At 71.9% G+C, this 24,579-nt stretch carries 25 protein-coding genes; 13 read left to right on the top strand and 12 right to left on the bottom strand.

The genetic code is table 11. From position 1 onward, the window contains the following. The first annotated feature begins 115 nt into the window (after window positions 1-115). Complete coding sequence (locus tag KBX26_RS28810) at window positions 116-1,093, top strand: carbohydrate kinase family protein (protein WP_030337968.1); 978 nt, start codon at window positions 116-118, stop codon at window positions 1,091-1,093. Window positions 1,094-1,250: 157 nt separating this feature from the next. Here the strand turns inward: KBX26_RS28810 and KBX26_RS28805 are convergent, their stop codons facing one another. Continuing rightward, window positions 1,251-1,484 (bottom strand): sulfurtransferase TusA family protein, encoded by a 234-nt coding sequence (locus KBX26_RS28805; RefSeq protein ID WP_030337751.1) that lies wholly within the window; start codon window positions 1,482-1,484, stop codon window positions 1,251-1,253. Next, entirely contained in the window at window positions 1,481-2,632 is a 1,152-nt protein-coding gene (locus KBX26_RS28800) for an aminotransferase class V-fold PLP-dependent enzyme (protein ID WP_210858812.1), read from the bottom strand. Before KBX26_RS28800 ends, KBX26_RS28805 begins: the two co-directional genes overlap by 4 nt. 348 nt (window positions 2,633-2,980) lie before the next feature. Between KBX26_RS28800 and coxB the strand changes: the two genes are divergently transcribed. Both coxB and KBX26_RS28790 read left to right on the top strand, forming a co-directional pair. Then, window positions 2,981-3,952 (top strand): cytochrome c oxidase subunit II, encoded by a 972-nt coding sequence (coxB, locus tag KBX26_RS28795; protein ID WP_030337749.1) that lies wholly within the window; start codon window positions 2,981-2,983, stop codon window positions 3,950-3,952. Between the two features lie 9 nt (window positions 3,953-3,961). Then, window positions 3,962-4,387 (top strand): cytochrome c oxidase subunit 4, encoded by a 426-nt coding sequence (locus KBX26_RS28790; protein WP_030337748.1) that lies wholly within the window; start codon window positions 3,962-3,964, stop codon window positions 4,385-4,387. Between the two features lie 188 nt (window positions 4,388-4,575). Here KBX26_RS28790 and KBX26_RS28785 read toward each other — a convergent pair whose 3' ends face one another. The 4 genes from KBX26_RS28785 to KBX26_RS28770 form a co-directional block, all read right to left on the bottom strand. Next, window positions 4,576-4,779 carry a hypothetical protein gene (locus tag KBX26_RS28785; protein WP_210866828.1) on the bottom strand — a complete coding sequence of 68 codons (204 nt, stop codon included), beginning with the start codon at window positions 4,777-4,779 and terminating at the stop codon, window positions 4,576-4,578. A gap of 286 nt (window positions 4,780-5,065) precedes the next feature. Next, window positions 5,066-6,109, bottom strand: coding sequence for an anthranilate phosphoribosyltransferase (gene trpD, locus KBX26_RS28780; RefSeq protein WP_030337746.1), 1,044 nt, complete (start codon window positions 6,107-6,109; stop codon window positions 5,066-5,068). A 91-nt stretch (window positions 6,110-6,200) separates the two neighbouring features. After that, window positions 6,201-6,596, bottom strand: coding sequence for a hypothetical protein (locus KBX26_RS28775; RefSeq protein ID WP_030337745.1), 396 nt, complete (start codon window positions 6,594-6,596; stop codon window positions 6,201-6,203). Window positions 6,597-6,698: 102 nt separating this feature from the next. Beyond that, a complete protein-coding gene (locus KBX26_RS28770; protein WP_374224340.1) occupies window positions 6,699-7,631 on the bottom strand; it encodes a cytochrome c oxidase assembly protein in 933 nt (310 codons plus the stop codon). Window positions 7,632-7,739: 108 nt separating this feature from the next. Between KBX26_RS28770 and KBX26_RS28765 the strand changes: the two genes are divergently transcribed. From KBX26_RS28765 to KBX26_RS28745, 5 genes are all read left to right on the top strand, one after another. Further along, window positions 7,740-8,339, top strand: coding sequence for a heme-copper oxidase subunit III (locus KBX26_RS28765; RefSeq protein ID WP_030337743.1), 600 nt, complete (start codon window positions 7,740-7,742; stop codon window positions 8,337-8,339). 70 nt (window positions 8,340-8,409) lie between these two features. Next, a complete protein-coding gene (locus KBX26_RS28760; RefSeq protein ID WP_030337742.1) occupies window positions 8,410-9,246 on the top strand; it encodes a cytochrome c in 837 nt (278 codons plus the stop codon). A gap of 64 nt (window positions 9,247-9,310) precedes the next feature. Beyond that, a complete protein-coding gene (locus tag KBX26_RS28755; RefSeq protein WP_030337741.1) occupies window positions 9,311-10,399 on the top strand; it encodes a ubiquinol-cytochrome c reductase iron-sulfur subunit in 1,089 nt (362 codons plus the stop codon). Further along, window positions 10,396-12,027 (top strand): ubiquinol-cytochrome c reductase cytochrome b subunit, encoded by a 1,632-nt coding sequence (locus KBX26_RS28750; protein WP_030337740.1) that lies wholly within the window; start codon window positions 10,396-10,398, stop codon window positions 12,025-12,027. Before KBX26_RS28755 ends, KBX26_RS28750 begins: the two co-directional genes overlap by 4 nt. 195 nt (window positions 12,028-12,222) lie before the next feature. Then, window positions 12,223-12,915 (top strand): DUF4142 domain-containing protein, encoded by a 693-nt coding sequence (locus KBX26_RS28745; protein ID WP_030337739.1) that lies wholly within the window; start codon window positions 12,223-12,225, stop codon window positions 12,913-12,915. A gap of 105 nt (window positions 12,916-13,020) precedes the next feature. Here the strand turns inward: KBX26_RS28745 and KBX26_RS28740 are convergent, their stop codons facing one another. The 5 genes from KBX26_RS28740 to KBX26_RS28720 form a co-directional block, all read right to left on the bottom strand. After that, on the bottom strand, window positions 13,021-13,308 hold the full coding sequence (locus tag KBX26_RS28740; RefSeq protein WP_030337738.1) for an Lrp/AsnC family transcriptional regulator: 288 nt from the start codon (window positions 13,306-13,308) through the stop codon (window positions 13,021-13,023). A gap of 78 nt (window positions 13,309-13,386) precedes the next feature. Continuing rightward, window positions 13,387-14,256: a sugar phosphate nucleotidyltransferase gene (locus tag KBX26_RS28735; RefSeq protein ID WP_210866827.1), complete on the bottom strand. Its 870-nt coding sequence runs from the start codon at window positions 14,254-14,256 to the stop codon at window positions 13,387-13,389. After that, window positions 14,253-14,795, bottom strand: a complete 543-nt coding sequence (locus KBX26_RS28730; protein ID WP_030337736.1) for an NUDIX hydrolase — start codon at window positions 14,793-14,795, stop codon at window positions 14,253-14,255. Before KBX26_RS28730 ends, KBX26_RS28735 begins: the two co-directional genes overlap by 4 nt. Window positions 14,796-14,848: 53 nt before the next feature. Then, window positions 14,849-16,642, bottom strand: a complete 1,794-nt coding sequence (locus KBX26_RS28725; protein WP_030337735.1) for a bifunctional (p)ppGpp synthetase/guanosine-3',5'-bis(diphosphate) 3'-pyrophosphohydrolase — start codon at window positions 16,640-16,642, stop codon at window positions 14,849-14,851. Window positions 16,643-16,769: 127 nt separating this feature from the next. Further along, on the bottom strand, window positions 16,770-18,524 hold the full coding sequence (locus KBX26_RS28720) for a DEDD exonuclease domain-containing protein (RefSeq protein ID WP_210866826.1): 1,755 nt from the start codon (window positions 18,522-18,524) through the stop codon (window positions 16,770-16,772). A 127-nt stretch (window positions 18,525-18,651) separates the two neighbouring features. Here KBX26_RS28720 and KBX26_RS28715 point away from each other — a divergent pair, with 127 nt between their 5' ends. Continuing rightward, window positions 18,652-20,100 (top strand): NYN domain-containing protein, encoded by a 1,449-nt coding sequence (locus tag KBX26_RS28715; RefSeq protein WP_210866825.1) that lies wholly within the window; start codon window positions 18,652-18,654, stop codon window positions 20,098-20,100. Window positions 20,101-20,304: 204 nt separating this feature from the next. After that, window positions 20,305-21,024, top strand: a complete 720-nt coding sequence (locus KBX26_RS28710) for a DinB family protein (protein WP_210866824.1) — start codon at window positions 20,305-20,307, stop codon at window positions 21,022-21,024. 34 nt (window positions 21,025-21,058) lie between these two features. Here KBX26_RS28710 and KBX26_RS28705 read toward each other — a convergent pair whose 3' ends face one another. Continuing rightward, window positions 21,059-21,559: a hypothetical protein gene (locus tag KBX26_RS28705; RefSeq protein WP_210866823.1), complete on the bottom strand. Its 501-nt coding sequence runs from the start codon at window positions 21,557-21,559 to the stop codon at window positions 21,059-21,061. A gap of 249 nt (window positions 21,560-21,808) precedes the next feature. Here KBX26_RS28705 and KBX26_RS28700 point away from each other — a divergent pair, with 249 nt between their 5' ends. The 3 genes from KBX26_RS28700 (at window position 21,809) to KBX26_RS28690 (ending at window position 24,567) form a co-directional block, all read left to right on the top strand. Continuing rightward, a complete protein-coding gene (locus KBX26_RS28700) occupies window positions 21,809-22,027 on the top strand; it encodes a hypothetical protein (RefSeq protein WP_210866822.1) in 219 nt (72 codons plus the stop codon). 159 nt (window positions 22,028-22,186) lie between these two features. Further along, on the top strand, window positions 22,187-23,446 hold the full coding sequence (locus KBX26_RS28695; RefSeq protein WP_210866821.1) for a M48 family metallopeptidase: 1,260 nt from the start codon (window positions 22,187-22,189) through the stop codon (window positions 23,444-23,446). Further along, entirely contained in the window at window positions 23,443-24,567 is a 1,125-nt protein-coding gene (locus KBX26_RS28690; RefSeq protein ID WP_030337728.1) for a glycosyltransferase family 4 protein, read from the top strand. Before KBX26_RS28695 ends, KBX26_RS28690 begins: the two co-directional genes overlap by 4 nt. Window positions 24,568-24,579: the final 12 nt, after the last annotated feature.

Below are 24,579 nucleotides of genomic sequence, written 5' to 3'. Positions count from 1 at the left end.
AGCGGTCCCGAAGGGGACCGTGGCGGGCTGGTTGCCGTTGTCCGACCGAGCGGTGACCATCGGGTTGCCGTGCCGGTAGGCTGACCGCGCCCTGCTCCCGACCCCGAGGGTTGACATGAAGATCGCCGTCACCGGCTCGATCGCCACCGATCACCTGATGAGCTTCCCCGGTCGCTTCGCCGACCAGCTCATCGCCGATCAGCTGCACAAGGTGTCCCTCTCCTTCCTGGTGGACGACCTGGTGCTCCGCCGCGGTGGCGTGGCGGCGAACATCTCCTTCGGGATGGGCCAGCTCGGCCTGCGCCCGGTGCTGCTCGGCGCGGTCGGCGCCGACTTCGCCGACTACCGCTCCTGGCTGGAGCGCCACGGCGTGGACTGCGACTCGGTGCACGTCAGCGAGGTGGCGCACACCGCCCGTTTCGTCTGCACCACCGACACCGACATGTGCCAGATCGCGTCGTTCTACGCCGGTGCGATGAGCGAGGCCCGCAACATCGAGCTGGCGCCGGTCGCGGAACGGCTCAACGGTCTGGATCTGGTGCTGGTCGGCGCCAACGACCCGGAGGCGATGCTGCGGCACTCGGCCGAGTGCCGCACCCGCGGGTACGCCTTCGCCGCCGACCCGTCGCAGCAGCTCGCCCGGATGGGTGGCGAGGACGTGGTGGCGCTGATCGAGGGCGCCGAGTACCTGATGACCAACGACTACGAGAAGTCGCTGCTGCAGAGCAAGGCGCAGCTGAGCGACGACCAACTGCTGGACCTGGTCAAGGTACGGGTCACCACGCTCGGCAAGCACGGTGTGGAGATCGCCGGGCGGGGCATCGACCCGATCCACGTACCGATCGCGCGGGAGATCCGGGCGGTCGACCCGACCGGCGTCGGCGACGGCTTCCGGGCCGGCTTCTTCACCGCGCTCTCCTGGGGCGTTGGCCTGGAACGCGCCGCCCAGGTCGGCTCTCTGCTGGCCACGCTGGTCCTGGAAACCGTCGGCACCCAGGAGTACGACGTCCGGCGCGACCTGTTCGTCAAGCGCCTCGCCGAGTCCTACGGCGACACCGCAGCCGACGAGATCCGCCCCCACCTCCTCCCGTAACCCGCCCCGGCCTGCCCCGCCCCGCCCTACCCCGCCCCCGCGATCTTGCACTTTCTGTTGCCGTCTCGCGGCTCATGCGCCCTTTTGTCCCCGCAGAAACCGCAAGATCGCGGGGCGGAGGGGGGTCATGGGGGACGGGGGTGGGCTGTGGGGTGGGTCAGTGGGTGCGGCGGACGTCGTAGGCGGGGCCGTCGGGGCCGGTGATGGCGCCGAGGAACTCCTGGCCGCGCATCCGGCACCAGGCGGGGATGTCCACCGCCGCGGCCGGGTCGTCGGCGAGCACCCTCACCACCGCGCCCACCGGCACCTCGGGCATGCGTCGCGCCGCCGCGATCACCGGCAGCGGACAGCGTTGACCCCGGCAGTCGATCACCTCGTCCGGCATCGTCACAGCCCCACCACCCCGGCCTCCGCGCGCAGCCCCGCGACGATGTTCGGCAACTCGGTCAGGAACCGCTCCACGTCCGCCTCGGTCGTCTCCCGGTGCAGGCTGACCCGCACGTTGCCGTGCGACAGCACCCCCATCGCCTCCAGCACGTGCGACGGCCGCAGCGTGGACGAGGTGCACGACGACCCCGACGACACGGCGAAACCCCGCCGGTCCAGGGCGTGCAGCAGCGCCTCGCCGTCGACGTACAGGCAGGAGAAGGTCACCAGGTGGGGGAGCCGGAGCACCGGATCGCCGACCACCTCCACGTCGGGCACCTCCGCCGCGACCCGCTCCCGGATCCGGTCCACCAGCGGCGCCAGCCGGGTCGCCTCGGCCGCCGCGTCGGCCGCCGCCGCCCGCAGGCTCGCCGCCGCCGCCACGACCGCGGGCAGGTTCACCACCCCGGGGGTACGTCCGCTCTCCCGCTCGTCCGCCGGCCAGGGTGACTCCCAGCGGGTGCCCTTGCGGACCGCCAGCACCCCCACCCCGGGTGGCCCGCCCCACTTGTGGGCGCTCGCCGTGAGCACCGACCAGCCGGCCGGCACCGGCACCCGACCCACCGACTGCGCCGCGTCCACGTACAGCGGCACCCCCACGTCGGCGCACGCGGCCGCCGCCTCCGCGACCGGCTGCACGGTCCCCACCTCGTGACTGGCGGTGATCAACGCGGCCAGCGCGACCCCCGGGGCCCGCACGGCGGACGACCAGGCGGTCAGGTCCAGCCGCCCCGACCGGTCGACCGGCACCGCGCTGGCGGTCCCGCCCGCGCCGACGTGCCGCTCCGCCGCGTGCAGCACCGCCGAGTGCTCGATCGCCGAGTGCACCAGCGTCGACCCGACCCGGTGCCGCCCCGCCAGGCCCCCGAGCACCGCGCCGTGGGCCGCTGTCGTACCGCTGGGGGTGAAGGACACCTCATCGGCGCGGACGCCGAGCGTCGACGCGGTGGCCTCGCGCGCGGCGTCGAGCAGTTGTCGGGCCCGGCGGGCCTGCGTGTACAGCTTGCCCGGGTCGGCCCAGCCGTCGTCGAGCGCGGCCAGCAACGCCTGCCGCGCGACCGGATGCATCGGCGCGGCGGTCGCCGCGTCCAGGTAGACCGGGGATGCGCTCACGGTGCCACCTTTCGTTCGCGGCTGCGGGGCTCGCAACCCCGGCTCACTCCTCGCGCTCACAGGTCGGTCTTCGTTCGCGGCTGCGGGGCTCGCAACCCCGGCTCACTCCTCGCGCTCACAGGTCGGTCTTCGTTCGCGGCTGCGGGGCTCGCAACCCCGGCTCACTCCTCGCGCTCACAGGCCCGACGGTATCGCGGCGGTATGCCTAGGTTCCCCCCGATGGGGGGCGGACAGTGACCCCACCACGGCCGAGTCCGTCATGGTCGAGTAATCTGCGACCGTCGGTGACGCCTTTGCCGTCGGTGCCGAGGAAAGACGCACCGCGGCGCGCTAGGGAGGCAGGACCAGGTGGTCGCAAGGAGTTCGGAGGTACGGCCGTCGGCCGTACGGCACAGCGCTTCCCCAGGGGCCGGTGGGCGCCGGCGGCGCGGTGCTGGTCGGCTGGCCGGGCTCGGTCTCAGTGGCGTCGCGCTGCTGGTCCTGCTCACGGGCTGTGACGTTGGAGCGGCGTTCGACGGCTTCGGCTGGCCGCAGGGGGGCATCTCGGCCGAGTCGCGGCGGATGTACGACCTGTGGATCGCCTCCTGCATCGCCGCCCTCGCGGTCGGTGTCTTCGTGTGGGGTCTGATCTTCTGGTGTGTCGTGCGCTACCGCAAGCGCGGCAACGCGCTGCCGGTGCAGACCCGCTACAACATGCCGATGGAGTTCCTCTACACCATCGCGCCGATTCTGATCGTCTCCGTGCTCTTCTACTACACGGCGATCGTGCAGACCGACGTGGACAAGCTGTCGAAGAACCCGGACGTCACGGTCGAGGTCGTCGCGTTCAAGTGGAACTGGCAGTTCAACTACCGCGACGGGCAGGGCCCGGACGCCAAGACCACCGCGTCGACGCTCGGCACCAGTGAGGTCATTCCGGTGCTGGTGCTGCCGACCGACCGGTCCATCCGGTTCGAGGAGACCAGCCGCGACGTCATCCACTCGTTCTGGGTGCCGGAGCTGCTCTTCAAGCGGGACGTCATGCCGGGCAAGATCCGCAACGTGTTCGAGGTCTCCAGCCTGGAGGCCGAGGGTGCCTACGTCGGGCGCTGCGCCGAGCTGTGCGGCAGCTACCACGCGTTCATGAACTTCGAGCTGCGGGTGGTGTCGCCGGAGAAGTACGACCAGTTCCTCGCGGCCAAGCAGAGCGGCAAGTCCACCCAGGACGCGTTGTCCGCGATCGGTGAGCAGCCGTACGCGGTGACCACGGAGCCGTTCGACACGCGGCGGACGCAGGACAACTTCAACCCGGACAAAGTTCCGGCCCGCACCGGAAGCTGAGGCAGCGGCATGAAGACCGAGTGGCGTATCTTCCTGATCATCGCCGGTTTCCTCTTCGGTGCCACCATCCTCTACGGCGCCTGGACGAACGGGCAGTCGGGCGGCATCGAGTGGGTCGGCACCGTAGCCCTGCTGCTGTCGTTCCTGCTCTGCTCGATGTGCGGTGGCTTCTTCTGGTTCGTCTCCCGCCGGATCGACCTGCGCCCGGAAGACCGTCCGGACGCCGAGATCGCTGACGGCGCTGGCGAGGTCGGCTTCTTCAGCCCGGGCAGCTACTGGCCGTTCGGTCTGGCGCTGGCCGCCGCGATCGCCGCGCTCGGCCTGGTGTTCTGGCAGTACTGGCTGATCGGCGCCGGCCTGGTGGCCGTTGTCCTCGCCGCCTGTGGGCTGCTGTTCGAGTACTACAGCGGCACCCGGCGTACCGCCGAGCACTGACCCACACCCGGTCGCCATCGCGACCGACCCCGCACGACGAAGGCCCGTTCCCCGGTGGGGGAGCGGGCCTTCGGTCATGCTCGACCCCGGTCGAGCGGCGCTGGCGGTCAGGCGGCGGGCGCCGGATCGGGCCGGGCGGCAGGTCAGGCGGCGTGACGCTGGCCGTCAGATGGCGCGCCGGTGGGCGGTCAGGCGACTCGGCGAGGGGCGGGCTGGCGGTGGCGGACGGTCAGTCGGGTGACCGGGAAGGCGATCGCGCCGACGACCACTGCGGCGCCGCAGTCGACGCAGATCAGCTCTGGACAGTCGGTGCCGTGGCCGTCGACGCACGGCGGGGCCTCGAACAGCGCCACGCCCTCGCAGACGTCGCAGTAGAGCTCGCGGTGCGACACGGGCGTCTCCTCTCGATCACCAGGCCGGCCCGCCCGGATGCGACAGCGACGCACCGACGGCGGCAGAGAACTACTCAGCTGTAGTTTCCCAGACGGGTCCGACAAATCCCCGCGCACCGTCGCCCACTCGTCGGCCGCCGGGTGTGATCCACTCGACTTCCTTGAAATCGGGGTGTCCGGGCTCCCGGGACACCGCAGATTCAAGGAACCCGAGTCGATCACCCCCCGGAGTCCGCCCGAAGACGGCGCCGACGGGTCAGGCGCCGACGGGTCAGGCGTCGACAGGTCAAGCGGTGGCGATCGCGATCCAGCGATCCAGGGTCGCGGCGGCCGCGCCGGAGTCGATCGATTCGGCCGCGCGGGCCAGACCGGCGCGCAGCGCCTCGGTCAGGTCGCCGTCCAGCGGGCCCTGGGTGGCCAGCGCCGCCGCCGCGTTGACCAGGACCGCGTCCCGGACCGGGCCCGTCTCACCGGCCAGCAGGCGACGGGCCACGCCGGCGTTGTACGCGGCGTCACCGCCGCGCAGGTCCGCCAGGGTGGACCGGGGTACCCCGAGGTCCGTCGCGTCCAGCACAGCCTCGCGTACGGTGCCGCCCTGGGCCGCCCAGACCCGGGTCGGCGCGGCGGTGCTGAACTCGTCCAGGCCGTCCTCGCCGCGCATCACGATCGCCGAGTCCCCACGGGCGGCGAACACGCTGGCCATCACCGGAGCCATCCGCAGGTCGAAGCAGCCGACCGCGCCGGCCCGGGGGCGGGCCGGGTTGGTCAGCGGGCCGAGGAAGTTGAAGAAGGTGGGCACGCCCACCTCGCGGCGGACCGGGCCGGCGTGGCGCATCCCGGGGTGGAACCGGGCCGCGAAGCAGAACCCGATGCCGGCCTCCTCGACACAGCGGGCGACCTGCTCCGGGCCGAGATCCAGGGGGATGCCGAGGAACTCCAGCAGGTCGGCGGTGCCGCACAGGGAGGAGGCGGCCCGGTTGCCGTGCTTGACGACACGGACGCCAGCGCCGGCGACCACCAGCGCCGTCATCGTGGAGATGTTGACAGTGTGGGCGAGGTCACCGCCGGTGCCGACCACGTCGAGCGCGGTGCGGCGCAGCTCCTCGGGGAGCGTCACCGGGACGGCTCGGCCCAGCATCGCCTCCACCAGGCCGGCCAGCTCCGCGGGAGTCTCGCCCTTGGCCCGCAGCGCGACGGCGAAGGCGGCGATCTGCGCCGCGCTGGCCGAGCCGGTCATGATCTCGTCCATCGCCCAGGCGGTGTCGGCGGTGGAGAGTTCGTTGCCGCGCAGCAGCGCGTTGAGCAGGTGCGGCCAGGTCCGATCGCCCATGGCGGGCCTCCCGAGCATGCGAAGTGCGGGTGGGCTGGAACCGGCGCCGAGGAGTTCCGGCGCCGTGGGGGTGCCGGAGGAGCGTGGGACGTCAGGCGGGTGCGTGCGTCCGCAGCAGCTCGGCCACCGTGCCCCCGGTGGTCACCGGGTCGAGCGGGTGCACCAGCACCGCGTCGGCCTCGGCGTACGCGGCGAGCCATCGGTCGGCGGCGCGCGCGATCACCAGGCAGGTCGGGGGAGCGTCGTCCCGGTCGTCCTTGACCTGTCGGGCGATGCCGATGCCGCCGCCCGGGCTCGCCTCACCGTCGAGCAGCAGCAGGTCGATCTCGTAGTCGTCGACCAGCCGGATGGTCTCCGCGTAGGTCGACGCGTCGACGAACTCGATCTGCAGACCGGGCGCGGGTCGGGTGCCGACGGCCATCCGCATGCGGTCGCGGACCTGCGGGTCGTCGCTGTAGAGCAAGACGGTGCAAAGACGATCGCTCATGTCGGCACTCCCACCTCGTAGCTGCCCGGAGATCGTACCGGGCGGCGTGATGTAGCCGACATCCCGCCCGGCGGCACCCGTCGGGGCGTACGTCCGGGCAGCTCAGGCGGGCGCGGCGTCGGCGGCGCGGTCGCGGGCCTCGTCGCGGGCCTCCTGGCGGTCCAGTTCGCGGTCCACCCGGCGTGCCTCCCGCTCGGACTGCTTGACCCACTGCACCACCAGCACGGCGAGCATGGTCACACTGACGAACTCGCCACCGGCCCAGAGGATGCCGCCGGCGACCACCTGGTCCTGCCAGGGGTCGACCCAGCCCAGGTTGAGCGACGGGTACCAGTCGCCCCCGAAGAGCGTGCTGCTCTGCATGATGGTGAGGCCGAGCACGGTGTGGAACGGCACGGAGAGCAGCATCAGCAGGGCGCGCGCCGGGTACGGCCAGCGGCCGGGCAGCGGGTCGAGGCCGAGCAGCGGCCAGAAGAACACGCAGCCGGTCATGATGAAGTGCGCGTGCACCAGCTCGTGCGCCCAGGCGTGTTCCAGGGTGTAGCGGTACAGGTCACTGAAGTAGAGCACGAACGGGTTGACCACGAAGATGGCGAACGCCACCAGCGGGAAGCTGTAGACCCGGGCGACGCGGCTGTGCACGATCGCGAGCAGGCGCTTGCGCGGCCCGACCGGCAGGGTCCGCAGGGCCAGGGTCATCGGCGCGCCCAGCGCCAGGAAGATCGGCGCCACCATGGACAGCACCATGTGCTGGATCATGTGCACGGACAGCAGCGCGGTGTCGTACGCGTGCAGCCCGCTGACCGTGACGAGCGCGATGCCGCCCAGCCCGGGGCCGAGGAAGAACACGGTTCGGATGACGGGCCAGCGGTCGCCGCGCAGGCGCAGCCGGTACACCCCGTAGAGGTACAGGCCGGCGGCGAGCACCAGGCCGAGGGCCAGCCAGCTGTCCAGGCGGGTCTCGCTCAGCACCGCGCCGACGGTGAACGGCGGCGGGGCCGAGGTGGCGGCGAAGATCGGATCGACGTGCAGCACGCTTTTCAGGCTAGGCCAGGCGAACCGGACCCCGACGCTGGGGCCACGGAAGGCGCAGGTTTGCCACCCCGCTGATCGCCGGCCCCGGTCAGGGGCAATAATGACGGCGTGACTGCGGCCCCAGCCATTGACAAGAGCCGGATCCACTCTCTGACCCGACCGAACATGGTCAGCGTCGGGACGATCGTGTGGCTCTCCAGTGAACTCATGTTCTTCGCGGCGCTGTTCGCGATGTACTTCTCGATCCGCGCGGCTGCGCCGGAGCAGTGGGAGAAGCACACCGAGGCGCTGAACATCCCGTACGCGACCACCTTCACGGTGATCCTGGTGCTGTCCTCGGTGACGTGCCAGCTCGGCGTCTTCGCGGCGGAGAAGGGTGACGTGCACGCGCTGCGGCGCTGGTTCACCGTCACCTTCGTGATGGGCCTGATCTTCGTCCTCGGCCAGCTGAACGAGTACCGGCACCTGGTCGCCGACGGCATCAAGATCAACGAAGACGGGTACGGATCGGTGTTCTACCTGACCACCGGCTTCCACGGCCTGCACGTGACCGGTGGTCTGATCGCCTTCGTCATCTTCATGGTCCGTACGACCATGGGCCGGTTCACCCCGGCGCAGGCGACGTCGGCGATCGTCGTGTCGTACTACTGGCACTTCGTCGACGTCGTGTGGATCGGGCTGTACGCCATGATCTACTGGCTCCAGTGATCTTGCGCGTCACATTCCGCGCTGCTGCTCCGTCCCCTGAGACAGGTCCAACCGGTTAAGGACACCGCTCATGACTTCTGACAACGACCGCCGACGCGGTCTGCTCGCGCGGTTGCGTGAGCGGCCCGCCGCGCGCAGCAGGGGCCGCCGCCGGCTGGGCGCCGCGGTCCGGCTGATCGCCGCGCTGATGCTCGCCGGCGGCGCATACACCGTCTTCGCCCCGGGCGCCCAGGCGCAGGACAACCCGCAGCTGACCGGCGCCGCCGCCGAGGGCAAGGCGTTGTTCGACGTGAGCTGCGTGACCTGCCACGGCCGCAACGCCCAGGGCGTCGAGGGCCGCGGGCCGAGCCTGATCGGCGTCGGCGCGGCATCGGTCGAGTTCCAGGTCAGCTCCGGGCGGATGCCGATGGCCCGCCAGGAGGCCCAGGCGCACCGCAAGCCTCCGGTCTTCACCGACGAGCAGACCCGCCAGCTGGCCCAGTACATCCAGGAGCTGGGTGGCGGCCCGGTCGTTCCCGAGGGCGACGACCTCCGCGAGGACGGCAACATCGCGGCCGGCGGTGAGCTGTTCCGGATCAACTGCTCGCAGTGCCACGCGTTCGGTGGCGGCGGCGGTGCGCTCTCCTCGGGCAAGTTCGCCCCGAGCCTGCACCCCGCGACCGACCGTCAGATCTACGCGGCGATGCTGAGCGGCCCGCAGAACATGCCGGTGTTCGGCGACAACCAGCTCCGGCCGGAGCAGAAGGCCGACATCATCGCCTACATCCAGGAGACGCTGAAGCACGACCAGGACCCGGGTGGGTTCAACCTCGGACGGTACGGCCCGTCCACCGAGGGCCTGGCGATCTTCCTGGTTGGCATCGTGGCGCTCGTCTTCGCTAGCCTGTGGATTGCGGGTAAGTCGTGACCGAGCAGGCCATCCGATTCAGTGCTGTGGTGCCGCTCGGCGCCACCCGTAGCGAGGTGACGGCATGAGCCCCCACACCGAGCACCAGGCCTCGCAGGGCCCGGCGCCGCTCGACGTGAACGACCCCAAGCTGACCCGGTTCGACATCGTTCGTGAGGGTGCGCGCCGGGACGACATCGAGATCGTCCACTACGAGCCGCAGGTGCTGCCGGGCACCAAGGCGGAGCGTCGGCTGACCCGGGTGGTCGCCGGCTTCTTCCTGATCACCGGTCTGGCCGCGACCGCCTTCCTGGCCATCTACATCTGGTGGCCGTGGCAGTACGAGGCCGGCCGGGGCGGCGACAAGTTCTACACCCCGCTGCTCGGCTTCACCCTCGGCGTGGCGCTGCTCGCCGTCGGCTTCGGCATCCTGACCTGGGGCAAGAAGTTGCTGCCCAAGGAGGTCTCGATCCAGGACCGGCACGAGGGTCAGGTGGACTCCGAAGGCCGCACCATCACCGGCCAGACCATGCTCTACATGGCGGACGAGCTGGGCGTGAAGCGTCGCCCGCTGCTCGGCATCTCGCTGCTGGCCGGTCTCGCGCCGGTCGCCGCGGTCGCCGCGGCGCCGCTGGTCGGCGGTCTGATCTCGCAGCCGCACAAGAACAACCAGATGTTCACCACCGGGTTCGCCACGGCCGAGGGCGGCCAGCGGATCCGCCTGGTCCGCGAGGACGGCCGGCCGATCCGCCCGGCGGACATCAGCACCGGTGGTCAGCTGACCGTCTTCCCCGGCATCGACCACGGCGTGAGCAACAAGCACGCCGACTCGCCGACGCTGTTGATCCACCTCCGCGACTCGGACGCGCAGGAGTCGCGCCGGGCCAACGAGCGGATCGGCCACGGTGACTACATGTGGGGCAACTACGCGGCGTTCTCCAAGATCTGCACGCACGCGGGATGCCCGGCCAGCCTGTACGAGCAGCAGACCAACCGGCTGCTCTGCCCGTGCCACCAGTCCCAGTTCCTGATCACCGACAACGCCCGGCCCGTCTTCGGCCCCGCCAGCCGGCGGCTGCCGCAGCTGCCGATCGAGGTGGACTCCGAGGGCTTCTTCGTGGCGAAGTCCGACTACACCGAGACCGTCGGGCCTGATTTCTGGGAGCGGCCATGAAGCGTCGAAAGTTTGACCTTGCGGCGACGCCGGGCAAGGCAGCGGTGGGAGTGGACGACCGCTTCGCGGTGGCCACCCCGCTGCGCAAGCTGCTGAACAAGGTCTTCCCGGACCACTGGTCCTTCCTGCTCGGCGAGATCGCGCTGTTCTCGTTCGTCGTGCTGCTGCTGACCGGTGTGTTCCTCACCTTCTTCTTCGAGCCGGCGATGACCGAGGTGGTCTACGACGGCAGCTACGCGCCGTTGCAGGGCACCCCGATGTCCGCCGCGTACGCCTCCAGCCTGGACATCTCGTTCGATGTCCGGGGCGGTCTGGTGATGCGGCAGATGCACCACTGGGCGGCGCTGCTGTTCATGGCCGCGATCGTCGTGCACATGCTGCGGGTCTTCTTCACCGGTGCGTTCCGCAAGCCGCGTGAGACCAACTGGATCATCGGTTCGCTGCTGTTCTGGGTCGGCTTCCTCGCCGGCTTCACCGGCTACTCGCTGCCGGACGACGGCCTGTCCGGCACCGGCCTGCGGATCGCCTCGGCGATCATGCTGTCCATCCCGGTGATCGGTTCCTGGGTCACCTCGTCGATCTTCGGTGGCGAGTTCCCGGGCACGATCATCATCAGCCGGTTCTTCATCGCCCACGTGCTGCTCATCCCGGGTCTGCTGGTCGCGCTGATCAGCGTCCACCTGGGCCTGGTCTTCAAGCAGAAGCACACCCAGTGGCCCGGCCCCGGCCGGACCAACAACAACGTGGTCGGCGAGCGGATGTTCCCGCGGTACGCGTTGAAGCAGGGCGGCTTCTTCATGGTCGTCTTCGGCGTCATCGCGCTGATGGGCGGTCTGTTCCAGATCAACCCGATCTGGCTGTTCGGCCCGTACGAGGCGTGGGTGGTCTCGGCCGCCAGCCAGCCCGACTGGTACGTCATGTTCCTCGACGGCTCGACCCGACTCATGCCGGCCTGGGAGATCAACATCCCGATCGGCGACGGGTACGTCATCCCGCCGCTGTTCTGGCCGACGGTGGTGCTACCCGGCATCCTGGTGGGCCTGTCGACGATGTACCCGTTCCTGGAAGCCCGGCAACTCAAGGACCGCAAGAGCCACAACCTGCTCGAGCGTCCCCGGGACGCCCCGGCCCGGACCGCCGTCGGCGCCATGGCCGTCGCGTTCTACGTCGTGCTGACGCTCTCCGGCGCCAACGACGTGATCGCGGACAAGTTCCAGATCAGTTTGAACGCGATGACCTGGGCCGGCCGGATCGGCCTGCTGGTGGCCCCGCCGTTGGCGTACTACGTCACCTACCGGCTCTGCCTGGGTCTGCAGCAGCACGACCGGGAGGTGCTCGCGCACGGCGTGGAGACCGGCATCATCCGGCGCCTGCCGGACGGCCGGTTCGTCGAGGTGCACCAGCCGCTCAGCGCGGCCAACGGGCACGCGGACGGCCACGGCCAGCTCGACTACGTCGGCTGGGTCGTACCGAAGAAGATGAACCGGCTGGGGGCCCTCGGCCCGGCCATCCGGGGCTTCTTCTACCCGATCGAGAAGCCGGTCGAGGCGCCGGTCTCACCGGGGCACCCGCCGGTCGAGCCCCGGCCCGAGCGCGAGGAGGTCGGCAGCGGCGAGAGCCGCCACTGACCGCCCAGTCGCACCGTTACGTGGCGCCCGTCGGATTCCGGCGGGCGCCACGTCGTATCCGCACCCTCCCCGCCCATCCGACCAGGAGTCGGACGGGCACGGCAGGACCGGTCGACCCCGCGCGCCAGGGGGATCGCAGGAATAACCCCGGTGAGCCGGGTATCCGTGCGGTCCAACGTCTCAAGGGGGGGAAGCATGTTGGGTATCAAACGCCTCGGCCTGTTGGCCGCGCTGGTACTGGTCGGTGTCGCGCCGGCCGCGGCCGCGCAGGCCGCGGCACAGCCGTCGACGCAGGACACCCAGTACCTGCAGGCGGTACACCAGGTCAACCTGTTCGAGATCACCGCTGGTGACCTCGCCCAGCAGAAGGGCAAGGACCAGGGGGTCAAGGACCTGGGCGCGATGCTGAAGACCGACCACACCCAGCTGGACCAGACGGTGCAGCAGACCGCGTCGCAGCTCGGCGTGGAACTGCCGAACGAGCCCAGCGCCGACCAGCAGGCGGTCATCGACAAGCTGAACAACGCCAGCGGCGCGGAGTTCGACCGGCTCTGGGTGACAAGTGAGCTGGCCGGCCACGTCCAGGCCATCCAGGCCACCCAGACGGAGATCTCGCAGGGCTCCGAGCCGTCGGTGGTCCAGCTGGCGCAGACGGCGCTTCCGACGCTGCAGACGCACTACGACGAGTTGGTGGCGCTCGCCAACAAGTTGGGCATCCCGGTTCCGCAGACCAGCGCCAGCGGTACGCCCAGCCCGGGCGGCACCGGCACTGAGTCGCCGGCTCCGGGTGGCACCGTCACCGAGTCGCCGGCTCCGGGTGGCACGGTCACCGAGTCGCCGGCTCCGGGCGGTGGCTCCACCGAGGTACCGGCTCCCAGCGAGAGCTGACGTAGCCACAGCAGACGGCCGGTCCACCCAGCGGGGTGGGCCGGCCGCCCTGTGCGCTTGACGCGCCGCCGTGCGGCCGGCGTGGGCCCGGCAGCGGTGAGCGGGTCAGTCGGCGCCGGCCAGGCCGATCGCGAACGCCTCCTCCAGGTCGTGCTGGGAGTACGCCCGGAAGGCGATGTGCGACTCGGTGTTGAGCACACCCTCGACCTTGGAGATGCTGCCCGCGATGACCTGGGCGATCTGGTCGAACTCGCGGACTCGGACGATGGCGATGAGGTCGACGTGCCCGGCCACCGAGTAGACCTCGCTGACACCGGGAAGGTTGGCCAGGTTCTCCGCCACCTCGGGGATCGCGTCGGTGGCGCAGTCGATCAGCACGATCGCGGTGATCACGGGGCATTTCTCCGTTCGTCGGCGTCGTCGCCCATGCTAGATGTTCCGGCCCGGGACCGGAGGCGGGAGCCGGCGCGCTCAGCCCTGGGCGGCGCAGGGCACCGTCAGGTCGCTCCCGGCCCGGATCACGTTCTCCAGCCGCTCACCGGCGCGTACTGTCGTGCCCGGCCACACCACAGTGCGAAACACGTCGCCGTCCACCCGCGCGCCAGCGCCGACCACGGACTCCACGCAGCGGCCGGTCACCGTCGCGGACTCCGCGACGAGAGCGCCGCCGGCGGCGGCGTGCAGGTTGGCCGCCAGGTAGTCGGCCGGGGTGCCGGTGTCGAAGAAGGTGCCCGGATAGGGCACCACCGCCAGGGCTCCCGCCGCCTCGGCCGGCCGCCACACGGCCCGGACCAGGTCCGAGAAGACGACCGGCAGGTCCCGGACCAGACGCCAGGGCAGCAGCGAGAAGCCGGTGAAGCAGTGCCCGGCGAAGGTGCCCGGCGCCGCCGGGTCCGCGGCGGGCTGGCCGAGCAGGCGTACGGTGTGCCCGTCCCAGCCGTCGAGCAGTGCGGCCACGTCCGGGCCCGGGGGAGCGGTCGGGTCGGCGAGGTACGCGTCGGCGTTGCCGACCAGCACCGGCCGCCCGTCGATCCAGTCCCGCAGCCTGGCCACCCCGCCCGCGGTGCCCAGCGGGTCGCCCGGCTCCACCGACAGGTGGGCCCGGTCGCCGACGTGCTCCACGATCTGCTCGCCGAGGTAGCAGGCGTTCACAGCGACCCGGGCGGGACCGGTCAGGCCGAGGCCGGCCAACCGCACCAACGCCCGATCCAGCAGGGGCACGTTGCCCACCGGGCAGAGCGCCTTGGGCACCCGTTCGGTGAGGGGGCGCAGCCGGGTGCCCTCGCCGGCGGCGAGCACCACCGCGCACAGCTGCGCCGGCACACCGGCCGCGCCGGTCACGGGGTGTCGTCGGGCACCGGTGGCGGGAACTTCCCGGCCAGCGGCCCGATGTCGTAGTAGGCGAGCAGCCGGGCCGTCGGCCAGGTCAGCTTGGGCAGGTCGTCCAGGGGGTGCCAGGCGGCCTCGAAGACCTCCGCCCCGTCGACGGTCAGGTCGGTGCTGGACGCCGGCACGTCGGCCTCGAAGACCATGTCCACCCAGCCCTTGGCGTGCACGATCGCGTTCGGCACCGCCGGGCGCAGCCGGGACGGCGGAAGCCGGATGCCGGACTCCTCGAACAGCTCACGGGCGGCGCCGACCACCGGGGCCTCGCCCCGGTCGAGCAGGCCGGCGGGGAGGGACCACGCCTTGCCGGGCGGCTGGCGCAGCATGAGCAGCCGACCCGCGCCCGTCGCTTCGGAGTCACGGACCAGGGTCACCGCGCCGACGACGTACTTGGGCACCGCCAGCCGGACCAGACGCCGGCGCACCGGCAGCGGCAGCCGGTAGAAGGCCTGGTAGAAGAGGGCCCGACCGGTGGCGCGGGAGCGGGGGATCATGACTCCAGGCTAGTGGTCGCGAATGTCCTTCGGACGCGCTGGGGCTCGTCGGGTCACTGCCGATGGTCGACCAGGTCGATGAGCTGGCGGACCACGGTGTCCGGTTCGATCACCCGGTCGAAGACCGCGACCAGCAGGGTCTCCAGGTCGGGGTAGCCCAACTCCTCGGAGAGGCGCAGCAGCGGCAGGTCACTGGCGAGGCCCCGGTTGTGCTGACGCAGGGCGAGCCCGATGGTGGCCCGGCCGAGGCGCACCTTGTCGCTGATCGTGATGCCCGGCTCGGTGTGCTCGGCGAACCACCTGTTGATCTGCATCTGCGCGTTCGGCGACTTGACGAAGCTCAGCCACTCCCGGCGGGGGCCCCGCGGCGCCACCCCGGCCTCGAAGCCGTTGTCGCCGTCGTTCTCGGTGAAGATCTCCACCACGTCGCCCTCGTCCAGCTCGGAGCTCAGGGGGGCGAGTCGACCGTTGATGCGGGCGGCGAGGCAGTGGTCGCCCCGCTCGCTGCCCAGCTCGTAGGCGAGGTCGACGGGCGTGGCGCCGGCCGGCAGCACGATCTGCCGCCCGTCGGCGAAAACCTGGATCTGCCCCTCGGCGAGGTCGCAGCGCAGCGACTCGTAGAACTGGGCCGGGTCGGCGGCGTCCGGTTCCCAGTCGAGCACCCGGCGCAGCCAGTCCAACTGCTCGGCGCGGGCCGCGGCGCCGCCGTTGCCCGAGCGCGGGAAACGGAAGTCGGCGGCGATGCCGTACTCGGCGGAGCGGTGCATCTCCTCGGTGCGGATCAGCACCTCCACCGTGCGGTCCTGCGGGCCGCAGACGCTCGTGTGCAGCGATCGGTAGAGGTTGTTCTTCGGTGACGCGATGAAGTCCTTGAAACGGCCGGGCACCGGTCGCCAGGTGCCGTGGATCGCGCCGAGCGCGGCGTAGCAGTCGGTGGCCGGGCCGTCGACCACCACCACGATGCGGGGCAGATCGTACGGGGCGGTGTGGCCGCCGGCGATGGTGTCCTTCCAGATCGAGTAGAGGTGCCGGGGGCGGGGGCTGACCTCGGCGTCGACCCGGCTGCGCCGCAACGCCACCCGGGCCCGGGCGACCACCGAGTCGAGGTACGAGTCCCAGCCTGGCCGGTCGTGCACGTGCCGGGCCAGCCGGGCGTGCTCCTCGGGCTCCAGGTGCAGCAGCACCACGTCGTCCAGCTCGCGCTTGAGGGTCTGGATGCCCAGCCGGTCACAGAGCGGGACCAGCACCTCCTGGGTCTTGCGGGCGATCCGTTCCCGCGACGACGCGGAGCGCACCCCGAGGGTGCGCATGTTGTGCAGCCGGTCGGCCAGCTTGATGATCAACACCCGGACGTCCTTGGCGGCCGCGACGATCATCTTGCGGATCGTCTCCGCCTCGGCGGCCTTGCCGTAGAACGCCTTGTCGAACTTGGTCACCCCGTCGACCAGGTGGGCCACCTCGCCGCCGAAATCCTCGGAGAGCGCCTGGAGGGTGTAGCGGGTGTCCTCCACGGTGTCGTGCAGCAGCGCGGCGACCAGGGTGGTGGTGTCCATTCCCAGCTCGGCGCAGATCTGCGCCACCGCGAGGGGGTGGGTGATGTAGGGCTCACCGCTCTTGCGGAACTGCCCGCGGTGCATGTTCTCCGCGATCGTGTAGGCGCGGCGCAGCACCGCGGGATCGGTGCCGGCGTGGATGCCCCGGTGGGTGCGGACCAGTTGGGTGACCGGGTCGGAATCGGTGGTGGGCCAGCTGAGCAGCGACCGCAGCCGGCGGGCGAGCGGCAGCTCACCCGGCTGTGTCGGCAGGGCGCCCCCCAGGGCGGCGCCGTGTCCGGCGTCGACGTCCACGAGGGACACCTCCTCACCCCGGCTCCGCGTCACCGGAAGCCGGCGGCGGGAGCAGGCCCACGAATCGGGCAGGACTGCACTTCTCTAACAGCCTAAGCGAGTCGACGTAGTCCGATCGGTCAGTTGGTCATGAGCGTTCGGTCGAGAGTTGGTGGGACGCGCCGCTCTCGGCCTTCGCCAGCAGGTCACGGAACCGGCCCGCACCACTGGCCGGAGAGGACCAACCGGAGGACATCTCGACGAGTCGGGTCTCCGGCCGCTCCAACCAGGACAGGATCCGCTCGGACTCCTCGGCGGTGGCGGCCGGCACCGGACCGTGCCCGCCTGACACCGTCTCGGCGGTGGCCCGGATCGTGGTCAGGGTGGGCCGTGGGTGCACGCCCGGCGGGGAGACCCCCGCGCCGGCCAGCCGGCCGTGGCGGACCAGCGCCAACTCCCAGCCGCCCCGGGCGGCCGGCCGGGCCGCGGCCAGCTCCACGATGCCGGTCAGCGCGGCCAGCCGCTGCATCCGCACGGTGGCCCTCAGCACGGCGGCCAGCCGGGAGCGCACCACGGCGGCCTCCTCGTAGCGCTGGTCACGGGAGAGCACGTCGATCCGGGCGAGCAGCGCGTCCACCACCGGCTGGGGGTCGCTGGCCGTCGCCGTGCGGAAGGGCGCGACGGCGCTGTCGTCGTACTCCTCGGGGGTTATCTTGTGCTCGCAGGGTGCCGGGCAGCGACCCAGCTCGGCCAGCGCGCAGGCCGGCGTGACGGTGCGCAGCGAGAGCCGGTGCGTGCACTGGCGTAGCGGCACCGCGTCGTGGAAACCGGCGGCGGCCAGCTCGGCGGCGCGCCGGGAGGTAAACGGTCCGAGGTACGCGGTGTCGGTGGGGGAGAGGTCGCGGACGATCGACAGCCGAGGGTACGGACCGTCGGTCAGCTTGAGCCAGACCATCCGTTCCGGGTACTTGGACCGGCGGTTGTACGGCGGGGCGTGGGCGGCGATCAACCGCAGCTCACGGACCTCCGCCTCCAACGAGTGGGCGCACTCCACCGCCTCGACCCGCTCGGCCGCGCCCAGCATCTCGGAGATCCGGGCGCGCTTCTCGCCGGCGGTGAAGTAGCTGCGCACCCGGGTGGCGATGTCGACGGAGGTGCCCACGTAGAGCGGTCGGTCGTCGGCGGCCCGGAAGATGTAGACCCCGGGGACCTTGGGCAGCCCCTCGGCCAGGTGCCGTTTGCGGCGCTGGGTCGGGGTGACCGCGCGGGCGAACTCGATGGCGTCGCCGACCGTGTCCACCCGGTGCCCGCCGAGCCGGCCGATCAGTCCGTGCAGCACATCGACGGTTGCCTTCGCGTCGTCCAGGGCCCGGTGTGTCGGTTGGGTGCTGGTGCGGAAGTAGGCGGCCAGGGTGCCGAGCTTGCGGTTGGGCACCTCGTCGCGGGTCAGCACCCGGCGGGCCAGCGCCGCCGTGTCCAGCACCCGGGGGTTGGGCCAGCGGTAGCCGTGCTTCGCGCAGGCGGCCTTGAGGAAGCCCACGTCGTACGGGGCGTTGTGGGCCACCAGCACCGCGTCGTCGATGAACTCCAGGAAGCTCGGCAGCACCTGCTCGATCGGGGGCGCCGGCACCAGCATGGCCTGGGTGATCCCGGTCAGCACCGTGATGAAGGGCGGAATCGGCTGCCCCGGGTTGACCAGTGTCGCCAACACCCCCAACTGCTCACCACCGCGCACCTTCACCGCGCCGATCTCGGTGATGCCGCCGCCGTCCGGCGCGCCGCCGGTGGTCTCCAGGTCGACCACCACGAAGGTCGTCGCGTAGAGCGGCAGGGCCGGGTCCACCCCGCCCACCGCCGGGTCGAGACCGGCAAGTGACTCCTGGACGTACTCCGCCTGTGCCATCGGCGGCACGCTAGCGCCCCGGTGCGACACTCCCGTCGCAGCCGTCCCATCCGTCACCATGGGGCTAGGATGAGAGATCGGCTCACTCACCGGGCGGTGGGCCCGGTCGCGGTGGGAGACTTGCCACATGCCCCTCACCGAGCCGTTCGACGACCACCTCCCGCAGGAGGATCCGGTCGCGCTCGACGGTGTGGGCAACCCGGACGACAACGTAGTCAACGGCCCATCCGACGCACCGGAGTCGACGACGGACGACGGCCCCGCCGCCGAGCCCGAGCCGACCCTGCCCGAGCCGGTCCGGCAACGGATCGTGACGCTGACCGCGGCGGTGCTGCCCACCCTCCCCACCGACGAGGTGCCGGTGCCGTTGCGCCGGGTGGCCAAGTTCGCCCCCAACCGGCGCGCCCGGCTCGGCGCGCCGGTCATCGCCGCCCAGCTCACCGCCGACCCGCTGTTCCGGCAGCGGGTCACCGCGCGGGTCCTGGCCGACGCCGGTGACCTCGGCGCGGCAGTGGTCGAGGGCACCGCGCCGGCCGCCGCCGACCCGGTCGAGGTGGCCGCGTTGGCCTACCTGGCCCGGCCGCGGGGCTGGCGGGAGCTGATCGACGCCAGCGGGGCGGCCGTGCGCGCCGAGGCCGACAGCGCCGTCGTCGCCGAGCTGGTCCGCGAGGCCGAGCAGCGGGCCACCCGTGCCGAGCACGATCGCGCGGTGGCCCGGGTCGAGGCCGACAAGCTCCGCGACGAACTGGCCCGGGTCCGCGAGGAGCTGGGCCAGCTCCGCGAGGAGTCCCGGCAACTGGCCCGCACCCTGCGGGAGACCCAGGCCCGCGAACGGAAGGCCACCGAGCTGCTGGCCACCGAACGCGGCCGGGCCGCCCGCGCCAGCGCCGACGTGGACGCCGAACTCCGCCGCGCCCGGGCCCGGCTGGCCGAGGCCGAGGCCGCCGCCGGGGTGGCGCGGGCCAGTGCCAAGGAGGCACGCTCGGTCGACGACGCCCGGCTCTGGCTGCTCCTGGAGACCATCGGCCAGGCCGCCGTCGGGCTGCGCCGGGAGCTGGCGCTCGACCCGGTCGACAAACTCCCCGCCGACTTCGTCGCCGACGCGTTCGCCGAGCAGCCGGGCAGCGCCCCGGCCGGCCCGGCCACCCGCGCCCGCGACACCGACGACCCGGCCCGGCTCGACCAACTGCTCGCCCTGCCCCGGGCGCACCTCGTGGTGGACGGCTACAACGTCACCAAGCGCGGCTTCGGTGAGATGTCCCTGGAGCAGCAGCGCAAACGCCTCATCACCGGGCTGGGCGGGATCGCCGCGCAGACCGGCGACGAGGTCACGGTGGTCTTCGACGGCGCCGAGCGGATGCACGGGCTGCCGCCCGCACCGCGCGGGGTGCGGGTGCTCTTCTCCCGCAAGGGCGAGACCGCCGACGAGCTGATCCGGCGGCTGGTCCGCGCCGAACCGGCGGGCCGGCCGGTGGTCGTGGTCTCGTCGGACCGCGAGGTCGCCGACGGGGTACGCCGGCACGGGGCGTACCCGCTGGGCGCGGACTCCCTGCTGCGGCGGCTCGCCCGGTCCTGACGTCCCCGCCACACGCTGGTTTCCATCCGTACATCCGGACTCCGGCGTCGTGATCGACACGAGTTCCATGATGTCGGGGTGTCCGACCGGTTGGGATGGCCCATGGTCCTTGAACCCGGTCGATCCTGCTCAATCGATTGTCGGGTGGTCCGCTGTCGTACCCGAGGGCTAACGTCGCCGCTGTCGTCGGCGGAGGGAGTCACCATGGCACGGGACGACGTCACGGTCTTCGTCGACCAGGATCTGCGGGGTGCCCGGTTCAACAGGTCGACGCTGGCCGGTGCGGTGATGCGCGGCGTTGACGTCGATGGTCTGGACATCGACGCGCCGTGGCTGGCCGAGGGCACATTGCTGATCAACGGCGTCGATGTCGTGCCGATGGTCGAGGCCGAGCTGAACCGGCGCTTTCCCGGGCGCGACCTCCGGCGGGCCGAGAACCCGGACGACCTTCGGGCGGGGTGGGCCGCGCTCGAACGGGCCTGGGCGGCGGCTGTCGACCGGGCCGTGTCCATGCCCGAGGGTGCTGTCGACGTCTCGATCGACGGGGAGTGGTCGTTCGCGCAGACGCTGCGTCATCTCGCGTTCGCCGCCGACGCCTGGTTGGGAAAGGCAGTCCTGCGCCTGCCGCAGCCGTTCCACCCGCTGGGTCAGTGGCACGCCGAGTATGAGACCGACGGCTTCGACATGTCGGTCTTCGCTACCGAGCAGCCGACATTCGACGCGGTCCTCCAGGTGCGGGCCGAGCGGCAGGCCATGGTGCGCGAGTTTCTGGCGACCGTCACGCCGGAGGTGCTCGCCGAGTCTCGGCCGAGCGCCTGGTGGCCCGAGCACGTCGTGTCCGTCCGGCACTGCCTGCACGTGATCTTTCAAGAGGAGTGGCAGCACCTCCGCTACGCACTGCGTGACCTCGACGCGCAGGGCTGACACCCAACCCCGACGACCGGGCGGACGCTCGGGGTCAGCTGGTCGGTAGTCGCCGGGCCAGCTCACGACGCAGTGCGTCGGTGCCCGGCGTCATCCAGGCGAGCCGGACGACCAACTCATAGGGGCCGCGCCCGGGGGTCGACCACTGCCCGGCCCGCATGGGGGGCCGTGTCTGCTCCGGGTCGAGTGGCGTGACCACCAGCCGGGGGTCCATGCGGCCTCGGACCTGGGCGCTGGCCATGTTGACCCAGTCGATGCTGAGACTGGTTCCGTTCGGCCCGGTCAGGTGCAGCGTCTCCTCGGTCAGCCGCAGCGGCAGCCGAGGCTGACGGCGCAGCTGCCAGTTGGTGGTCAGCGCGACGATGGCGCCGATCATCCCGAACCGCAGCAGCACCTTCCACCACACCTCGTCGAACACCACTGTGTAGAAGGCGAGGAGGGCCGCGGCACCCAGCAGAACGAGGACCTTGGCGAGGCGATGTCGACGGGGGGAGTACCGGAAGTCCACGACGGACGAAGCATCGAGGTCGGCCACCGTCGCTCAGTGCCCGACTGACCGAGCGACCAAACGATGCCGCTCGCTCGACCGGCAGAGTTCCGTGATGTCGGGCGTTCCGAAAGGGTGGGATACCCCGATATCGCTGATGTGGAGTGGATCTAGCCCTGAAACGGGCGGTCGGACGGGGTTCCTGTCGTACCCGGTGTTTAGTGTCGATGTCACCGACGGTGCTCGGCCGGCGACGACGAGAGTCGCCCGGGTGCCGCGAGCCGATCAGGAGGCGTGATGCTCATCGACTGCGACGGGTGCGCGAAGCGGGCCGACGGCTGTTCCGGCTGCCCGCTGACCGCCCTGTTCGACGAGACGTCCCCGGCGGCCGGGTTGGTCGCCGCCGAGGTCGAGGCCATCGAGGTGCTCGCCCGGGCCGGCTTCGAGGTGGAAGTGCTGGCCGCGCCCGTGCGCCCGCCGGCGGCTCGCCGCCGGGCCACCCGCCGGGTCGCCTGAGCGCCACACCGCGCCCGGAAGCGGGCTTATCCCGGGCCATAGGATGAGCGGTCACGGCGGGAGGAGCGGCGCGATGAGCGAGGTACGGCGGGACGACGGCGGGCTCGTCGGCGGCGCCGCGTTCGGTGGCGGCGATCCGACCCGCCGGGCGGTGACGCGGTGACCCCGCGCGGGTGGGCGCTGCTGGCCCTGGCCGGGCTGACCGTCGCGCTGGTCGTGCTGGCCGCGCTGCTCATCCCGTGGCACCGTCCACCGGCGCCCCGCGCCGACCAGCTCGCCGCGCTGGGTGACCTGCCCGCCGAGCAGGTGGCCAAGGGGCGGGAGTTCCGGGCCGCGCTGCGCCCCGGCGGCTACGCCGCGCTCGCCGTCGGGCTGCTGATCGCCCTCACGCTCGGGTTGACCCCGCTGGGCAGTCGCCTGGTCGAGCTGGTGGGCCGGCCGTTCGGCGGGCACTGGGCCGCGCAGGCCGTGCTCGGCGGGCTGGCGGTGATGCTCGTCGCCGACCTCGTGACACTTCCGTTCGCCGCCTGGCGGCAGAGCGTTCTCACCCGCTACGGGTTGAGCACCAACGGCTGGAGCGGCTGGGCTGTCGACCTGCTCAAGTCGTACGCGGTCAGCGCGGTGATCGGCGCGGTGGCGTTGTTCGGCTTCTACGCTGTCATCCGGCTCGCGCCGCGCTGGTGGTGGGCGTTCGGCGCGGCCGGCGCCGCCGTGCTGGTGGTGCTGCTGTCGTTCGTGCTGCCGGTGCTGGTGGAGCCGGTGTTCAACCGGTTCACCCCGATGGAGCAGGGCCCGTTGCGCACCGAGCTGATGAGCATGGCCGCCCGCGACGGGGTGCCAGTGCGAGACGTGCTGGTCGCCGACGCCTCCCGCCGCACCCGGGCGGTCAACGCGTACGTCTCCGGTCTCGGGCCGACCCGCCGGGTGGTCGTGTACGACACGCTGCTGCGTGAGGCGACCCCGGCCGAGGTGACCGCCGTCGTGGCGCACGAGTTGGGGCACGCGAAGGATTCCGACGTGGCGGTCGGCACGCTGACCGGGGCGTTGGGTGCGGCGGCGGCGGTGGTGGCGCTCTACCTGCTCGGCTCGTGGGGTCCACTGCTGCGGCTGGCCGGCGTCGACTCGGTGGCCCAACCTGCCGCGTTTCCGCTGCTGGTCGCCCTGGTCACAGTGGCCGGGCTGGTCGCCGCCCCGGTGCAGGCGCTGATGTCCCGTCGGGTGGAGGCGCGGGCCGACGCACACGCGCTCGCGCTCACCAACGACCCGGAGTCCTTCGAGTCGATGCAGCGCCGGCTCGGCTCGGTCAACCTCGGCGATCCCGACCCGCCCCGCTGGGAATACCTCTACTCGGCCTCGCATCCGTCCACCGTGGAGCGGATGGCCGCCGCCCGCGCGTACGCCCGGGAGGCTGGCCGATGAGTCGCACCCTGCTGATCACCAACGACTTCCCGCCCCGCCCGGGTGGGATCCAGTCCTTTGTGCACAACCTCGCGGTCCGGCAACCGGCCGGCTCGGTGGTCGTTTACGCGTCGAGCTGGCGCGGAGCCGCGAAGTTCGACGCCGACCAGCCGTTCGAGGTGATCCGGGAACGCACCCGGGTCCTGCTGCCCACCCCGTTGGTCGCCCGCCGGGCGGCCCGGTTGGCGCGCGCGTACGACTGCGACACGGTGTGGTTCGGCGCGGCGGCCCCGCTGGGGCTGCTCGCGGCCGGCCTGCGGCGACGGGCCGGCATCCAGCGGGTGGTGGCGCAGACCCACGGCCACGAGGTCGGTTGGGCGGCGGTGCCGGCCGCCCGGCCGGCGCTGCGGCGTATCGGCCGGGGTGTGGACGTGACCACCTATCTCGGCGAGTACACCCGTAGCCGGTTGGCCCGGGTGCTGGACGGGGTGACCGACCTGCGTCGCCTCGCGCCCGGGGTCGACGTGGACATGTACCACCCGACCGTGGACGGTGAACAGGTTCGGGCGCGGCTCGGGTTGACCGACCGTCCGGTGGTCGTCTGCGTGTCCCGGCTGGTGCCGCGCAAGGGTCAGGACACGCTGATCCGGGCCCTACCGGAAATCCGCCGCCGGGTGCCCGACGCGGCGCTGCTGATCGTCGGTGGCGGGCCGTACCGGGCGACCCTGGAGAAGCTGGCCCGCCAGACCGGTGTGGAACGGGATGTGGTGTTCACCGGCACGGTGCCGTCGGTCGAGCTGCCGGCGCACTACGCGGCCGGTGACGTCTACGCGATGCCGTGCCGCACCCGCAACCGTGGCCTCGACGTCGAAGGGCTGGGCATCGTCTACCTGGAGGCGTCCGCGACCGGCCTGCCGGTGGTCGCCGGTGACTCCGGAGGCGCACCGGACGCGGTCCGTGAGGGGGAGACCGGCTACGTCGTACGCGGCCGGGACGTCGGCCAGCTCGCCGACCGGGTCGCCGCGTTGCTCGCCGACCGGGACCTGGCTCGCCAACTGGGCGCGGCGGGCCGGGCCTGGGTGGAACGGGAGTGGCGCTGGGAGGCGCAGGCGGACCGCATGGCGGCGTTGCTCGCCGGCTGACCGCTGCCCGCG

This window comes from Micromonospora sp. C97 (assembly GCF_018070385.1).
Classification (GTDB): Bacteria; Actinomycetota; Actinomycetes; order Mycobacteriales; family Micromonosporaceae; genus Micromonospora; species Micromonospora parva.
This window is presented reverse-complemented; position numbering and strand designations above follow the sequence as displayed.

Bases quoted from the DNA above. Each gene is read 5' to 3' on its own strand.
- KBX26_RS28810 (WP_030337968.1), top strand. From the start codon at position 116: ATGAAGATCGCCGTCACCGGCTCGATCGCCACCGATCACCTGATGAGC.
- KBX26_RS28790 (WP_030337748.1), top strand. From the start codon at position 3,962: ATGAAGACCGAGTGGCGTATCTTCCTGATCATCGCCGGTTTCCTCTTC.
- trpD (WP_030337746.1), bottom strand. From the start codon at position 6,109: ATGGGCGATCGGACCTGGCCGCACCTGCTCAACGCGCTGCTGCGCGGC.
- KBX26_RS28775 (WP_030337745.1), bottom strand. From the start codon at position 6,596: ATGAGCGATCGTCTTTGCACCGTCTTGCTCTACAGCGACGACCCGCAG.
- KBX26_RS28760 (WP_030337742.1), top strand. From the start codon at position 8,410: ATGACTTCTGACAACGACCGCCGACGCGGTCTGCTCGCGCGGTTGCGT.
- KBX26_RS28755 (WP_030337741.1), top strand. From the start codon at position 9,311: ATGAGCCCCCACACCGAGCACCAGGCCTCGCAGGGCCCGGCGCCGCTC.
- KBX26_RS28750 (WP_030337740.1), top strand. From the start codon at position 10,396: ATGAAGCGTCGAAAGTTTGACCTTGCGGCGACGCCGGGCAAGGCAGCG.
- KBX26_RS28745 (WP_030337739.1), top strand. From the start codon at position 12,223: ATGTTGGGTATCAAACGCCTCGGCCTGTTGGCCGCGCTGGTACTGGTC.
- KBX26_RS28730 (WP_030337736.1), bottom strand. From the start codon at position 14,795: ATGATCCCCCGCTCCCGCGCCACCGGTCGGGCCCTCTTCTACCAGGCC.
- KBX26_RS28720 (WP_210866826.1), bottom strand. From the start codon at position 18,524: ATGGCACAGGCGGAGTACGTCCAGGAGTCACTTGCCGGTCTCGACCCG.
- KBX26_RS28715 (WP_210866825.1), top strand. From the start codon at position 18,652: ATGCCCCTCACCGAGCCGTTCGACGACCACCTCCCGCAGGAGGATCCG.
- KBX26_RS28710 (WP_210866824.1), top strand. From the start codon at position 20,305: ATGGCACGGGACGACGTCACGGTCTTCGTCGACCAGGATCTGCGGGGT.
- KBX26_RS28700 (WP_210866822.1), top strand. From the start codon at position 21,809: ATGCTCATCGACTGCGACGGGTGCGCGAAGCGGGCCGACGGCTGTTCC.
- KBX26_RS28690 (WP_030337728.1), top strand. From the start codon at position 23,443: ATGAGTCGCACCCTGCTGATCACCAACGACTTCCCGCCCCGCCCGGGT.